The 14332-nt window shown below is 71.8% G+C and carries 10 protein-coding genes; 2 read left to right on the plus strand and 8 right to left on the minus strand.

What is annotated here, in order from left to right; all coding sequences use genetic code 11:
• Positions 1-44 precede the first annotated feature (44 nt).
• A complete protein-coding gene (locus CP984_RS11430; protein ID WP_003985216.1) occupies positions 45-2489 on the minus strand; it encodes a polysaccharide lyase 8 family protein in 2445 nt (814 codons plus the stop codon).
• A 219-nt stretch (positions 2490-2708) separates the two neighbouring features.
• Here CP984_RS11430 and CP984_RS11435 point away from each other — a divergent pair, with 219 nt between their 5' ends.
• Entirely contained in the window at positions 2709-3335 is a 627-nt protein-coding gene (locus CP984_RS11435) for a YceI family protein (protein ID WP_003985217.1), read from the plus strand.
• An 88-nt stretch (positions 3336-3423) separates the two neighbouring features.
• Here the strand turns inward: CP984_RS11435 and cimA are convergent, their stop codons facing one another.
• The 7 genes from cimA to CP984_RS11470 form a co-directional block, all read right to left on the minus strand.
• Positions 3424-5034: a citramalate synthase gene (gene cimA, locus CP984_RS11440; RefSeq protein WP_003985218.1), complete on the minus strand. Its 1611-nt coding sequence runs from the start codon at positions 5032-5034 to the stop codon at positions 3424-3426.
• 391 nt (positions 5035-5425) lie between these two features.
• Complete coding sequence (locus CP984_RS11445; RefSeq protein ID WP_003985219.1) at positions 5426-6760, minus strand: MFS transporter; 1335 nt, start codon at positions 6758-6760, stop codon at positions 5426-5428.
• A 107-nt stretch (positions 6761-6867) separates the two neighbouring features.
• Positions 6868-8091 (minus strand): TolB family protein, encoded by a 1224-nt coding sequence (locus CP984_RS11450; RefSeq protein ID WP_003985220.1) that lies wholly within the window; start codon positions 8089-8091, stop codon positions 6868-6870.
• Positions 8092-8261: 170 nt separating this feature from the next.
• Complete coding sequence (locus CP984_RS11455) at positions 8262-8891, minus strand: TetR/AcrR family transcriptional regulator (RefSeq protein ID WP_030179098.1); 630 nt, start codon at positions 8889-8891, stop codon at positions 8262-8264.
• Between the two features lie 17 nt (positions 8892-8908).
• Positions 8909-9958, minus strand: a complete 1050-nt coding sequence (locus CP984_RS11460) for an agmatine deiminase family protein (protein ID WP_003985222.1) — start codon at positions 9956-9958, stop codon at positions 8909-8911.
• A gap of 222 nt (positions 9959-10180) precedes the next feature.
• Entirely contained in the window at positions 10181-11266 is a 1086-nt protein-coding gene (locus tag CP984_RS11465; RefSeq protein ID WP_003985223.1) for a branched-chain amino acid aminotransferase, read from the minus strand.
• A gap of 304 nt (positions 11267-11570) precedes the next feature.
• Positions 11571-12611, minus strand: a complete 1041-nt coding sequence (locus CP984_RS11470) for a 3-isopropylmalate dehydrogenase (RefSeq protein ID WP_003985224.1) — start codon at positions 12609-12611, stop codon at positions 11571-11573.
• A 129-nt stretch (positions 12612-12740) separates the two neighbouring features.
• Between CP984_RS11470 and CP984_RS11475 the strand changes: the two genes are divergently transcribed.
• Entirely contained in the window at positions 12741-14306 is a 1566-nt protein-coding gene (locus CP984_RS11475; protein WP_030179095.1) for a fibronectin type III domain-containing protein, read from the plus strand.
• Positions 14307-14332 lie beyond the last annotated feature (26 nt).

Consider the following 14332-nt stretch of genomic DNA (forward strand, 5'->3'; position numbering starts at 1 on the left):
ACGGCCGCACCCCGGAACCTGCCTTGATCAGGGAGAACGGCCGGTCAGCGCGGGGCGACCGTACAGGTGTGGGTGGTGCAGGCGGTGCCCGGGGTGACGCGCAGCCGTAGCGCCGGCGTGATCGCGAGGACCGTGACGGAGGGGTCGGCGGCGAGCACGGCGCGGACCGGGCGGTCCCAGACCACCTCGAACGGCTTGCCGGTACGCGGCGGCTCGGCCACGCACAGTGACGCCGTCCGCCCGCCGTGCCTGCCCTGCGCGGCGTGCGCCGGGCGCTCGCGCAGCAGGACGCTCGCGGGCGCCGAGACGGTCAGGCCGCCCGCCGAACCGGCCTGCCAGAAGTTCGCGGCGGTCAGGCCGAGCGACGGGACCGCGACCGCCTGCCGCTCGCCGGTGTTGGCCAGGACGGTCAGCCAGCGGCGGTCGGCGGCCCGTGCGGCCAGGGCGCGCGGCCCCGCGCCGGGCATCAGCAGGTACGCGTACGCGGCGTCCGCCGGGTCGGTGCCGTGGTCGAGCCAGAGGGTCAGGTAGCGGCGGGTGAAGGGTTCGGGCGAGCCGCCGGTGTTGATGTCGCTCCAGGCTCCGGTCCGGGTGTCGCGCAGCGCGTACGGAACCTGGTCGGCGCCGCCGGGGAGGCGGGGGAAGACGTATCCGCCGTGCCCGGCGAGGTGGATCCAGCGGGCGCGCGGGAAGGACAGCCGCCGACCGGGCTCCGCGGACCGCCGTACGCCGTCCACGGTCAGTACGGGCGCCCCGTCCGGGCCCAGGTTGCGGTTGTCCACGACCGTCTCGGCGGGCACGCCGTCGCGGGAAGTGATGCCGGCGCCCAGGCAGACCACGCAGTCCGCGGCGAAGAACCACGACTTCTTGGCGCGCAGGGTCGAGGAGAGGCCGCGCACGTCCTGTCCGACCGCGGCGAACTCGCCGTCGGTGGTCCCGCCGACCCACCGTGCGGCGGGCTTGGGCTCGCCCCAGCCGCCGCCCTCGTTGTCGGCCAGCCGCTTGGTGGAGACGGTCGTGCCGGGCAGGCGGTACGGGTCGACGGTGGGCCAGAAGGCGTCCGTGTACTGGCCGCCCCCGAAGTCGTGGCCCCACCAGTAGAGCATTCCGGCGCCGGTGTGCCAGCCGCGCGGATTCTCGCCGTTGCCGTTCTCGTAGTACGTGATGCGGTCCGATGCCATGGCCAGGCCGGCGGCCCAGCCGGGGCGGCGGTGCACGGCCCGGTCCATGGCCGGGAAGAGCCGGTGGGCGACGGGTTCCGGCGCGACCGGGCCGCCGTCGTCCGCGAGCGTCTTGAGGCGGGCCAGGTCGGCGACCTCGTACTGCCGGTCGGCGAGGACCGGATAGCTGGTGTCCCGCCGGATCCAGCCCCGGACCATCGCCTGCCAGCGCTCCCGCTCCTGGGGCGTGGCCGCTTCCGCGAGCAGCGCGACGGCCGCGACCAGCGCGTGACCGTGGAAGTGGTCGCTGCGCATCACCCGGCGTTCGTCGGTGCGCTGGTAGCCGCGGCTTATGGCGCGGCCGTTGACGCTGTCCATCATCAGGCCGTTGTGGAGCAGCGGCGCGTAGGCGTGCTCCACGCTGTCGAAGATGATCTGGCGCTTCGGGTCGGTGACGGCCCAGTCGGACCCGCCGAGCAGCAGGAAGAGGCGGCCGAGCCCGTCGAGCAGGACGAATCCGTAGGTGCCGGAGTAGGCGACCCAGGTGTGCTGGACGAAGGAGCCGTCGGCGTAGAGGCCGTCGCCCTTGGTGACGTACGGGAAGACCGGCGACAGGGCGTCGCGGGCCAGTGCGATCTTCGCCGGGGCCCGGCCGAGGATGCCGCGCAGGGCCACGACACGGCACAGGTCGACGCGGTTGGCGCCGGTGCTGGTGCCCGTGTAGTCGCCGAGCATGGCGTCCGGGACGAAGTGGTCGACGGCGGCGAGGTACCGCTCCCGCCGCTCCTGGCCGAGCTGCTCGTACAGCATCGCCACGGTGTCCAGGAGGAGCCGGGGGCTGCCGATCTGCCACTCCCACCAGTTGCCGTACCGCGTGGTGCCGGAGTGGTAGACGGTGTCGTGTACGTGGTCCAGGCCCCGGACGAGGTCGGCGGCGAGGCCGGTGTCACCGGTCAGGCCGGTGCCGGGCTGGAGGTACGCGCGGGCCATGGTGGCGAGGCGCCCGTAGCTGCGGGTGATGCCGGCCGGCGGGTCGAAGGGGCTGTCGGGCCAGAGCGAGCCGGCGGCCGGGCGCATGGCCGTACGGAAGCCGCGGGCCAGCTCGCCGGTCTCCTTCAGGCGGGCGGCGTACGGCTCGGCGGCGGGGTCGTAGCCGGTGCCGAGCTGGATGCCGAGCCAGCGGCGGCGCAGTACCTCGTACGGGTCGCCGTCGGCGGCGTGCGCGACGGCGGACGGGCCGGTGAGCGCGGGCGCCAGCGCCAGGCCGAGCGCGCCCGCTCCGGAGAAGCCGAGGAAGCCGCGGCGGGACCAGAGGGGGTAGGGCGGCACGGTCCGTCCTCTCCGTGAGCGTCAACTGCGTACGGAAACGGTCTGGTTGAACGGTGTCCGACGGTCTAGCACGGGCCCCGCCCCTCCGACAATGCCCATGACATGCCGACCGCGGACACCTCGCATCACTCCCCCGTGGGCCAAATGTTGAAACTTGAACTAGATCCCGCTACGCTCATTCTCGTTGAAGGTTTAACAACCCACTTCCGAGGAGGAGCCATGGCTCTGTTCACCCGCAAGCGCGCCACGGCCACGGCCACGGACGCCGCCCGCACCACCGCCGTCCTCGACGCCGACCCGGCCCTCGCCCGGCTGACCGGCGACTACACCATCGACCCCGCGCACAGCCGGATCGGCTTCACCGTGCGGCATGCCATGGTCACCAACGTCCGCGGCGCGTTCGGCACCCACGAGGGCACCCTCCACCTCGACGGCGCCGACCCGGCCCGCTCCACCGCCTCCGTGGACGTCACGATCGCCTCCGTCGACACCGGCATCGCCGACCGCGACGCCCACCTGCGCGGCAGCGACTTCTTCGACGCCGAAGCCTTCCCCCTGATGACGTTCCGCTCCACCGCCGCCGAGCGGGTCGGCGACGCCACCTACCGCGTCACCGGCGACCTGACGATCAAGGACGTCACCCGGCCGCTCACCATCGACCTGGAGTACCAGGGCACGGCGACGGACGTGTACGGCGCCGAGCGCGTCGGCTTCGAGGGCAGCGCCGAGATCCTGCGCTCCGACTGGGGCCTGACCTGGAACGCGGCGCTGGAGACCGGCGGCGTGATGGTCAGCGACAAGGTCAAGCTCACCTTCGACATCTCCGCGGTCAAGGCCGCCGCCTGAGCCGAAGGCTCCCGCAAAACCCCGCGGCCCCGCACCGTCCTCCCCCAAGGACCGGTACGGGGCCGCGGTCACATTCCGCGCCCGGCGGCTACTCCTGCGGCTCGACGCCCGCCCGCAACAGCCCGTACGCGTACGCGTCGTCCAGCGCCTGCCAGGACGCCGCGATGACGTTCTCCGCGACGCCGACCGTGGACCACTCCCCCTGCCCGTCACTGGTGGACACCAGGACGCGGGTGGTCGAACCGGTACCCAGGCGGCCCTCCAGGATGCGGACCTTGTAGTCCACCAGCTCCAGCCCGGCCAGCTGCGGGTAGATCCGCTCCAGGGCCACCCGCAGCGCCCGGTCCAGCGCGTGCACCGGACCGTTGCCCTCCGCGGTGGCCACCAGCCGCTCGCCCTTGGCCCACAGCTTCACGGTCGCCTCGTTGGCGTGGGTGCCGTCCGGCCGGTCCTCGACGATCGCCCGCCAGGACTCCACCTCGAAGTACCGGCGCGGCCGCCCCTCCACCTCCTCGCGCAGCAGCAGCTCGAACGAGGCGTCGGCGGCCTCGTACGTGTACCCGGCCAGCTCGCGTTCCTTGACCCGCGCCACCACCCGGCCGACCAGCTCCCGGTCGCCGCTCAGGTCGAAGCCCAGCTCCTTGCCCTTGAGCTCGATGGAGGCGCGCCCCGCCATGTCGGAGACCAGCATCCGCATGCTGTTGCCGACCAGCGCCGGGTCGATGTGCTGGTACAGGTCCGGATCGACCTTGATCGCGGAGGCGTGCAGCCCGGCCTTGTGCGCGAACGCCGAGACGCCGACGTACGGCTGGTGGGTGGACGGGGTGAGGTTGACGACCTCGGCGACGGCATGCGAGATCCGGGTGGTCTCGGCCAGCTTGCCCGGCGGCAGCACGCGGCGCCCGTACTTCAGCTCCAGAGCGGCCACGACCGGGAAGAGGTTGGAGTTGCCGACCCGCTCGCCGTAGCCGTTGGCGGTGCACTGCACGTGGGTGGCGCCCGCGTCCACGGCGGCGAGGGTGTTGGCCACCGCGCAGCCCGTGTCGTCCTGCGCGTGGATGCCCAGGCGCGCCCCGGTGTCCGCCAGCACCGTCCGTACGACGGCCGAGACCTGCGCGGGAAGCATCCCGCCGTTGGTGTCGCACAGCACGACCACATCGGCGCCGGCCTCGCTCGCGGTCCGGACGACCTCCTTGGCGTACGCCGGGTCGAGGGCGTACCCGTCGAAGAAGTGCTCACAGTCGAGGAAGACCCGGCGGCCCTGCGCGCGCAGGTACGCGACGGTGTCCCGCACCATCGCGAGGTTCTCCTCCGGGGTGGTGCGCAGCGCCAGTTCCACATGCCGTACGTGCGACTTGGCGACGAGGGTGACGACCGGCGCCCCGGACTCCAGCAGGGCCGTGACCTGCGGGTCGTCCTCGACCCGCACGCCCGCCTTGCGGGTGGCGCCGAAGGCGACCAGCTGGGCGTGCTTGAAGTCGATCTCCGCGCGGGCCCGCTGGAAGAACTCGGTGTCCCGGGGGTTGGCGCCGGGCCAGCCGCCCTCGATGAAACCCACGCCGTAGTCGTCCAGGTGCCGGGCGATGGTGAGCTTGTCGGCGACGGTCAGGTTGATCCCCTCACGCTGCGCGCCGTCGCGCAGCGTGGTGTCGAAGACGTGGAAGGCGTCGGACAGTGAGGGTTCGGGTACGTCCGTCATGCTGCTCAGGGCTCCTGTCGGGTCTCGGTATACCGGAATAACCGGTTCCACCGCCCCCTCGTGGTCCCTCGCGCTTCGCCGCCGGCGATGGGTGGGCCGGAAACGAAAAGACCCCTCGCGGATGCGAGAGGTCTGCGCGCGGGTCTGGGACGACGGCGACCGCGCCGTACTCGGTACGTACGGGGCGGTCACTGCGGACCGGCGCGCCTGCTGCCAATAATCGTGGCGAGGGTGGGCACGGGCGTCAGTTTGCCATACGTTCCCGGGGGGGGCGGCCGGGTGTCTCACAGTTCGGGCCGCCGGGGGTGGCCCGTTCCCGATTGTCCTCAAACGCCGGACGGGCTTGATTTCGCTTGGCTGCGGGTCGTCAGGGCTGACGCTTCCTGTGTCCTCAAACGCCGGACGGGCTACTTTTCGCCGGTTGCGGTCCTGACTCGGCTCCTTGCTCTGCGCGCTGTACGCGGTTCAGGTCGATCGTCCTCGTCTCCCGCATCGTGACGTAGACGATCAGGGACACCGCCGCGCAGCCCGCCACGTACCAGTAGTAGCCGGATTCGATGCCGCCCTTCTTGAACCAGAGGGCCACGTATTCGGCCGTGCCGCCGAAGAGGGCGTTGGCGATGGCGTACGGGAGGGCGACGCCGAGGGCGCGGATGCCGGTGGGGAAGAGTTCGGCCTTTACGCAGGCGTTGATCGAGGTGTAGCCGGTGACGACGAGGAGGGCCAGCAGGGAGAGGCCGAGCGCGGGCCAGAAGCTGCCGGCGTGCTTGAGCAGCGTCATGATCGGCACGGTCAGGAAGGTCGAGCCGACGGCGAAGGTGATCAGCAGCGGGCGGCGGCCGATCCGGTCGGAGAGCCGGCCCGCCAGCGGCTGGATGCACATGAAGATGAACAGCGCGCAGAAGCTGACCAGCGAGGCGGTGGGCTTGTCCAGGCCCGCGGTGCCGGACAGGTACTTGGTGAGGTACGTGGTGTACGTGTAGTACGCGACGGTGCCGCCCATGGTGAGCGCGATGACGAGGAACGCCTCGCGCCGGTGCGCCCACAGCGCCTTGATCGTGCCGCGCGCCGGGTCGTTGTGCGCGCTGTCGTCCTGCGCGTACACCTCCGTCTCCAGCATGTTGCGCCGCAGGTAGAAGACGATGGCGGCACCGAGCGCGCCGATGATGAACGGGATGCGCCAGGCCCAGCTGTGCAGGGCGTCCTCGGACATGGTGCGCTGGAGGACGATCTGCAGGCCGAGGCCGAGGAGCTGGCCGGCGGTCATGGACACGTACTGGAAGCTGGAGGCGAAGCCGCGGCGGTCCGGCGCGGACGCCTCCGTGAGGTACGTGGCGCTGGCCGCGTACTCGCCGCCGACCGAGAGCCCTTGCAGCATGCGGGCGATGAGCAGCACCGCGACGCCGCCGTAGCCGGCCACCGCGTAGGTGGGCGCGACGGCGATGAGGATGGCCGAGGCGGACATCAGGGTGACGGTGAGGGTCAGCGCGGCCTTGCGGCCCTTGCGGTCACCGACCCGGCCGAGCAGCCAGCCGCCCACCGGCCGCATGAAGAAGCCGACCGCGAAGATCCCCATGGTGTTCATGAGGTTGGCGGTGTCGTTGCCTTTCGGGAAGAAGGAGTCGGCGAAGTACACCGCGAAGCTGGCGTACACGAACCAGTCGAACCACTCGACCATGTTGCCGGCCGAGCCGACCCAGATCTTCTTCCACTGCTCTCGTCCCATGACCGATCACGGTCGCCGACCGGCGCCCGCCGCGGCAAGGGTGCGGCGGGCAACGATCACGCTTTGTTACCTGCGGGTGGACGGATTGCCGCGTTCGTCGGCGCCGCTCAGCGGGTGTGCCGCAGGAACACGTCGGTCTCGTGGTTGGTGTCGCCCGCGACCAGATCGTCCAGGTGCGATTCGAAGACGGCCTTGCGGCCGTCCGCCGTCATCCCGTCGGGCCCGGCGGTGGCCGCCCTCGGCTTGCCGTCGGTGCCGGGGCTGACCAGCGTGTCCTGCCCGGTCTTCAGGTCCTTGACGTACAGCCCGTACTCGACGCCGTAGGAGTGCAGCAGCAGCCGTCGGCCGTCCGGGCCGATCGCGTCGGCTTCGGCGTACTGGTTGCCGTTGATGCCGTCCACCCGCCGGATCGCGCCGGTGCGGGTGTTCCGTACGAAGACGTAGGAGCGTGCCTCGTCCGGCACCGGCACGATGTTCTTGGCCGCGGAGTTGAACGCGACGGTGCGGCCGTCGGCGCTGATCAGCGGGTCGGTGGAGCCCGAGGTGGCGGGCAGGCCGTCGGCGGTGGTGTCGATCTGCCGCTGCTCGCCGGTGCGCAGGTCGGCGAGGTGGATGTCGGCCCAGTCGCGGTCGCCGCCGGGGCCGCCGCCGCGGCGGCTGCGCTCCCGGTAGACGACGCGGGAGCCGTCGGCGCTGATCCGCGGGGAGTCGAAGGCGCGCCCTTCCTCGGCGGGGACCCGGCTGGCCCGGCGCGTCGTCCCGGTCCGGCGGTCGCGTACGTAGATGCGGCCCATCTCCTCCTTCTCCGGCGGGACGGCGGACTGGCGGCCGACGAAAGCGACGTAGCGGCCGTCGGCGCTGAGCGCGGGCGACTCGCCGCCGTCGTAGCCGGTGTCCATGCCGAGGTCGGCGCGCTCCAGGCGGCCGGTACGGATCTCGTACACGTAGACGTGGTACCGGCCGCCCGTCTCGGCGTTGAAGGCGACATACCGGCCGTCCGCGCTGATCGTGGCGAGGTCGGCGTTGCCGTGGCCGAGCGGGGCGTTGAGGCGGCGGGTGGTGCCGGTGCGGCGGTCGCGCAGGAAGACGTCGCGGACGAGGGCGCCGTCGTTGTCGTCGCCCGGGACGAGGTTGTCGGCCTCCGAGTCGAAGGCGACGTACCGGCCGTCGGCGCTGATCGCGGCGTTGTACGAGCCGCCGCCGACCGCCTCGGAGCCGTCGGGGGCGGTGTTCACCCGCTCGGTGCGCGGCCCCTGGCCACCCGCCGCCGCGGGCGGGCCGCCGGCCGCCACCGCCCCCACCAGCACGGCGACCGCGACGGCACCCGTCAACGTAGGTCTGCCACTGCGCGTACCCCTGTCCACGCCCATGCTTCCCCCCGGAAACACCCGCCTCCGGCCCTGCGCCGGAGCGCGAGGGGATACAACCGCGTCTCCTGCGACAGGGTCAATCCGCTCTTTTCCGTACAACCGGTACGAGGGTTGGGGCGTCCGCACAGCTTTTAGGGCACATTCGGGGCGCCCGCCGGCGCCAGCGCCTCGTCCAGGAACTCCGCCACGTGCCGCAGCACCTGCTCCCGGTCCAGGCCCGGCAGGCCGACGACGAGATGCGTACCGAAGCCGTCCAGCAGCGCGCGCGTACGGGTGGCGAAGCGGTCCGCGTCCACCGTACGCAGCTCGCCCTTCGAGGCGCCCTCGGCCAGGAGCGCCACCAGATCGCGGTGCCAGGCCAGTTCCAGGTCGAGCTGGCGCTCGCGGGCCCCGTCGTCCGCATTTTGCGAGCGGTTCCACACCTCCAGCCACAGGGTCCAGCGCGGGTCCCGGCGCCCTTCGGGCAGGTACAGCTGCACCAGCGCGTCGAGCCGTTCGCGCACCGGAACACGCTGAGCAAGCGCGGCTCGCCGCCGGGCACCCAACTGCTCCTCGCTCCACTGAAGGGTCTGGAGCAGCAGCTCGTCCTTCGTACCGAAGTAGTAGAGGATGTGCCCGCTGCTCATCCCGACCTCGCGGCCCAGTCCGGCCATGGTCAGCCGTTCCAGGCCCGCTTCGGCGATGGTGGCCATCGCCGCGGCCAGGACCTGCTCGCGGGGCTGGGTGAGCCGCCGCCGGGGTCGGCGGACCGGTCCGGGCACGAGAACCTCCGGGTGCGTCACACGGTGCCCACCTTGGGCTGCTGCTGGGTGATGCAGTGGATGCCACCGCCAGCAGCAAAGATCGTACGGGCGTCGGCCTGCACCACCGCGCGCTCCGGGAACAGCCGCCGGAAGATCGCGGCGGCCTCCTCGTCGCGCGGGTCGCCGAACGCGCACAGCACCACGCCGCCGTTGCACAGGTAGTGGTTGATGTAGGAGTAGTCCACCGGCTCGCCGTCCGCCTCCACCACGGTCGGCGCGGGCACCTCGACCACCTCCAGCCGCCGGCCGCGCGCGTCCGTCGAGGCACGCAGCAGCTTGACGATCTCCGCACACACCGCGTGGTCGGGGTGGGCCGGGTCGGGCTGGGTGTGCGCGACGACGACGCCGGGGCGGGCGAACGCCGCGACGATGTCCACGTGCCCGCGGGTGCCGAAGCGCCCGTAGTCGGCGGTCAGTCCGCGCGGCAGCCAGATCGCCTTCGTGGTGCCGAGGCAGGCGTGGATCTCCGCCTCGACCTCTTCCCGGGTACGGCCCGGATTGCGCCCCGGGTCGAGCTGCACGGTCTCCGTCAGCAGCACCGTCCCCTCGCCGTCCACATGCAGCCCGCCGCCCTCGTTCACCAGCGACGAGCGGTACGTACGGGCCCCGGCCAGCCCGCCCACGTACCCGCCGATCTCCGCGTCCCGCTCCCAGCACGCCCAGTCCTGCTCGCCCCACCCGTTGAACACCCAGTCCACGGCGCCCAACTGCCCACGCCCGCCAACCAGGAAGGCAGGCCCGATGTCCCGCATCCACGCGTCATCCAGCGCCCGCTCGACCACGTCGATCCCCGCCCCGAGCAACAGCCGCGCTCCGTCTGCCTGCCCGGGACCCGCCACCACCGTGACCGGCTCGAACCGCCGCACCGCCCGCGCGACCGCCGCCCACGCCCGCCGGGCCCGCTCCAACTCCTCGCCGCCTTCCTCCCCGAAGGTGGCGTTGACCCCCGGCCAGGCCATCCAGGTCCGCTCATGCGGAGCCCACTCGGCAGGCATACGGAAGCCGTCGGCGGCTGGGGTGGTCATGGGGTCCTCCGGGCTCGGGGCGGGGTGGCGGCGCTTGTTGAGGCTTTAGAGCGGCACACTAACGAGGAGAGTCCCGTACGCCAACCATGTACCGGAAACAGAATCAAGGAACTTAGAGCAGTGCTCAATACGGTGTGGCCTGCGCCGCCCCGCCCGCCCCCCGAAACGCCGAACGGCCCCCCGGCAAGCGCCGGGGGGCCGTTCGGCGATGTGCGGCTCGGGTCAGCCCAGCGGATGCATCCAGCCGTGGCTGTCCGGCGTGGCGCCCGTCTGGAGGTCCAGGAGGGCCTTGCGGAGCTTCATGGTGACCTCGCCGGGCTTGCCGTCGCCGACGGTCCAGGAGGCGGCCTCGGACTTGACGGAGCCGACGGGGGTGATGACGGCGGCGGTGCCGCAGGCGAAGACCTCGGTGAGGGAGCCGTCCTCGGTGGCGGCCTTCCAGTCCTCGACGGAGATGCGGCCCTCGGCGGCCTCGTAACCGAGGTCGGTGGCGATCTTCAGAAGGGAGTCGCGGGTGATGCCGGGGAGCAGGGAGCCGGACAGCTCCGGGGTGACGATCTTGTTCCCGTACACGAAGTACAGGTTCATGCCGCCCATTTCCTCGATCCAGCGGCGCTCGATCGCGTCCAGCCAGACGACCTGGTCGCAGCCGTGCTGGGCGGCCTGGGCCTGGGCGACGAGGGAGGCGGCGTAGTTGCCGCCGGTCTTGGCGGCGCCGGTGCCCCCGCGCACGGCGCGCACGTACTCCTGGGACAGCCAGACCGAGACCGGCTTGACGCCGCCGGTGAAGTAGGCGCCGGCGGGCGAGGCGATGACGATGAACAGGTACTCGTTGGCCGGCCGGACGCCCAGGCCGACCTCGCTCGCGATCATGAAGGGGCGCAGGTAGAGCGATTCCTCACCGGAGGCGGGCACCCAGTTCTTGTCCTGCCGGACCAGCGCGTCGCAGGCCTCGATGAAGGTCTCGACGGGCAGCTCGGGCATGCCCAGGCGGCGGGCGGAAGCCTGGAAGCGGCGGGCGTTGGCGTCCGGGCGGAAGGTGGCGACGGTGCCGTCGGGCTGGCGGTACGCCTTGAGGCCCTCGAAGATCGTCTGCGCGTAGTGCAGCGTCATGTTGGCCGGGTCCATCGACAGCGGCGCGTACGGCACCAGCTGGGCGTCGTGCCAGCCGCGGCCTTCCGTCCACTTGATCGTCACCATGTGGTCGGTGAAGTACCGGCCGAAGCCGGGGCTGGCCAGGATCTTCTCCCGCTCCGCGTCGGACAGCGGGTGGGCGGAGGGCTTGAGCTCGATCGTGGGCGTCGTCATGAGTGCGTGTCCTTCACCGGTGAGGTTATGGGGCCGCGCTCACGAACTCCTAGCCGTTACAGGACGTCCGGTACTCCCCTCGTACGGCGGCTCCACGTTCGATTATCGCTCCCGAGCTGCCGGGGAGGAAACGCCGTGCTGCGAAGGACGGGACGCCCCGGCTCCGGGACCGGACCCGTGTGCGCCTGCCAGGGGTCGATGGTCGCACCGAATCCGGCGGCAGCACAGTCGCGGGTATGCGTGACAGCGCCGGGGCGGTGCGCCCCGGCGCTGTGGGCGGCCGGCCGCCGGCCGGGCCGGTGCCTCAGCCCGCCACCCGGGAGGCCAGCGCGTCGCCGATCTCGCCGGTGGTGCGGGGGGCCGTGCCGCGGGCTTCGAGGTCGGCGGCGACGGCGCCTTCGATACGGGCCGCCTCGGCCTCGTAACCGAGGTGGCGCAGGAGGAGGGCGACGGACAGCACGGTGGCCGTCGGGTCGGCCTTGCCGGTGCCCGCGATGTCCGGGGCCGAGCCGTGCACCGGCTCGAACATGGACGGGAAGGCGCCGGTGGGGTTGATGTTGCCGGAGGCGGCCAGGCCGATGCCGCCGGTCACGGCGGCGGCGAGGTCGGTGAGGATGTCGCCGAAGAGGTTGTCGGTGACGATCACGTCGAACCGCTCGGGCTGTGTGACGAAGAAGATCGTCGCGGCGTCCACGTGCAGATAGTCGGTGGTGACCTCGGGGAACTCCTCGCCCACCTTGTCGAAGATCTTCTTCCACATGTGGCCCGCGTGCACCAGGACGTTGTTCTTGTGGACCAGCGTCAGCTTCTTGCGCGGCCGCGCGGCGGCCCGCGCGTACGCGTCCCGCACCACCCGCTCCACGCCGTACGCGGTGTTCAGGCTGACCTCGGTGGCGACCTCGTGCGGGGTGCCGGTGCGCAGGCTGCCGCCGTTGCCCGTGTACGGGCCCTCGGTGCCCTCGCGGACGACGACGAAGTCGATGTCGGGGCGGCCGGCGAGCGGCGTCGCGGTGTTCGGGAAGAGCTTCGACGGGCGCAGGTTGACGTAGTGGTCGAAGGCGAAGCGCAGCTTCAGGAGCAGGCCGCGCTCCAGGACGCCGGAGGGTACGGACGGGTCGCCGATCGCGCCGAGCAGGATCGCGTCGTGCTCCTTGAGGGACTCCAGGTCCGCGTCCGGCAGCGTCTCGCCGGTGGCGTGCCACCGCCGGGCGCCGAGGTCGTACTCCTTGGTTTCCAGCTTGACGTCCTGCGGGAGGACCGCGCCGAGGACCTTCAGTCCTTGGGCGACGACCTCCTGGCCGATACCGTCACCGGGAATCACTGCGAGGCGAATGCTGCGAGACATGCCTGGACCCTACTCTTCGTCCCATTGGTTGACACATGCCGTCCGGGATACGGACACATGAGGAGCCGGTCACCTGCCGTTCACCCGGAGGGCTTCCGCTCGTCGAACAGCGGTGCGACGTTGCGCAGCATGGACACACCACGCGTGGGCATCCCCGAACCGCTGGCCGGCCGCCTGAGCATGCCCGAGCAGCACGAGTACCTCCGGACGAAACTGACCCGCCGAGGACTGCTGCGCACCTCCGCCGTCACGGCGGGTGCCGTCGCGGGCGGCGGGCTGCTGGCGGCCCCCGCCCAGGCCGCCTCCCCCACCCTGCTCTCCTCCCCCGCCACCGGCGCGGTGCACGGCTCGCTGGTCGCGCCGTTCGGCCGGCACCTGGCCTTCGGCGCCGACCCCCGCCACCAGATGCGCGTCTCGTGGCAGGTGCCGTTCGCGGTCAAGCGGCCGTTCCTGCGTGTGGGACTGCGGCCGTGGGACCTGAGCCGCAAGATCCAGGCCGAGGTACGGGACCTGCACACGCCGTCGCTGAGCAAGAAGCTGCCCGCGGTGGACCAGTACTACCTGCACGCGGCGCTCGACGGGCTGCGGCCGGGCACCACGTACTACTACGGCGTCGGCCACGACGGCTTCGACCCCGCCGACGCCCGGCACTTCGGCACCCTCGGCACCTTCCGCACCGCACCGGCCCGCGCCGAGCGGTTCGTCTTCACCGCCTTCGGCGACCAGGGCGTCAGCTACCACGCGCTCGCCAACGACCAGCTCATCCTGGGCCAGAACCCGTCCTTCCACCTGCACGCGGGCGACATCTGCTACGCCGACCCGGACGGCAGCGGCACCGACCACGACACCTACGACGCGCGCCAGTGGGACCAGTTCCTGGCACAGACCGAGTCGGTGGCCAAGACCGTGCCGTGGATGGTGACGACCGGCAACCACGACATGGAGGCGTGGTACTCCCCCAACGGGTACGGCGGCCAGAACGCGCGCTGGACCCTGCCGGGCAACGGTCCCGACGCCGAGAGCGCGCCCGGCGTCTACTCCTTCACGTACGGGAACGTCGCCGTCGTCGCGCTCGACGCCAACGACGTGTCGTACGAGATCCCCGCCAACCTCGGCGTGACCGGCGGCCGGCAGACGAAGTGGCTGGACCGCAGGCTCGGCGAACTGCGCGCCACGCGGGGGATCGACTTCATCGTGGTCTTCTTCCACCACTGCGCCTTCTCCACCACCAACTCGCACGCCTCGGAGGGCGGGGTGCGCGACGCGTGGCTGCCGCTGTTCGAGAAGCACCAGGTGGACCTGGTGGTCAACGGCCACAACCATGTCTACGAGCGGACCGACGCGATCAAGGGCGGCCGGGTCTCGAAGAAGGTGCCGATCGGCGAGACGGTGGACTCCACGCGCGAGGGCATCGTGTACGTGACGGCCGGCGGCGCGGGCAAGTCGCTCTACGACTTCCCGGTGCCCGACAGCTACGAGGGTCACGTCAAGGATCTGGACCATGTGGACACGTACCACTGGGCCAAGGGCAGGGAGAAGGTCAAGGAGACGGTGCAGTGGTCGCGGGTGCGCTACACCGGCTACTCCTTCATCGCCGTCGAGGTCCTGCCGGGCCACCGGCCGCGGATGAAGGTCACCGCGCTCGCCGAGTCCGGGGAGAGCGTCGACCGCTTCGAGGTCACCCGCCGCCGCTGAGCGGACCGGGACGGGCGTGCCCGCGC

The organism is Streptomyces rimosus, assembly GCF_008704655.1.
GTDB lineage: Bacteria > Actinomycetota > Actinomycetes > Streptomycetales > Streptomycetaceae > Streptomyces > Streptomyces rimosus.

Bases quoted from the DNA above. Each gene is read 5' to 3' on its own strand.
- CP984_RS11435 (WP_003985217.1), top strand. From the start codon at position 2,709: ATGGCTCTGTTCACCCGCAAGCGCGCCACGGCCACGGCCACGGACGCC.
- cimA (WP_003985218.1), bottom strand. From the start codon at position 5,034: ATGACGGACGTACCCGAACCCTCACTGTCCGACGCCTTCCACGTCTTC.
- CP984_RS11445 (WP_003985219.1), bottom strand. From the start codon at position 6,760: ATGGGACGAGAGCAGTGGAAGAAGATCTGGGTCGGCTCGGCCGGCAAC.
- CP984_RS11460 (WP_003985222.1), bottom strand. From the start codon at position 9,958: ATGACCACCCCAGCCGCCGACGGCTTCCGTATGCCTGCCGAGTGGGCT.
- CP984_RS11465 (WP_003985223.1), bottom strand. From the start codon at position 11,266: ATGACGACGCCCACGATCGAGCTCAAGCCCTCCGCCCACCCGCTGTCC.
- CP984_RS11470 (WP_003985224.1), bottom strand. From the start codon at position 12,611: ATGTCTCGCAGCATTCGCCTCGCAGTGATTCCCGGTGACGGTATCGGC.
- CP984_RS11475 (WP_030179095.1), top strand. From the start codon at position 12,741: ATGGACACACCACGCGTGGGCATCCCCGAACCGCTGGCCGGCCGCCTG.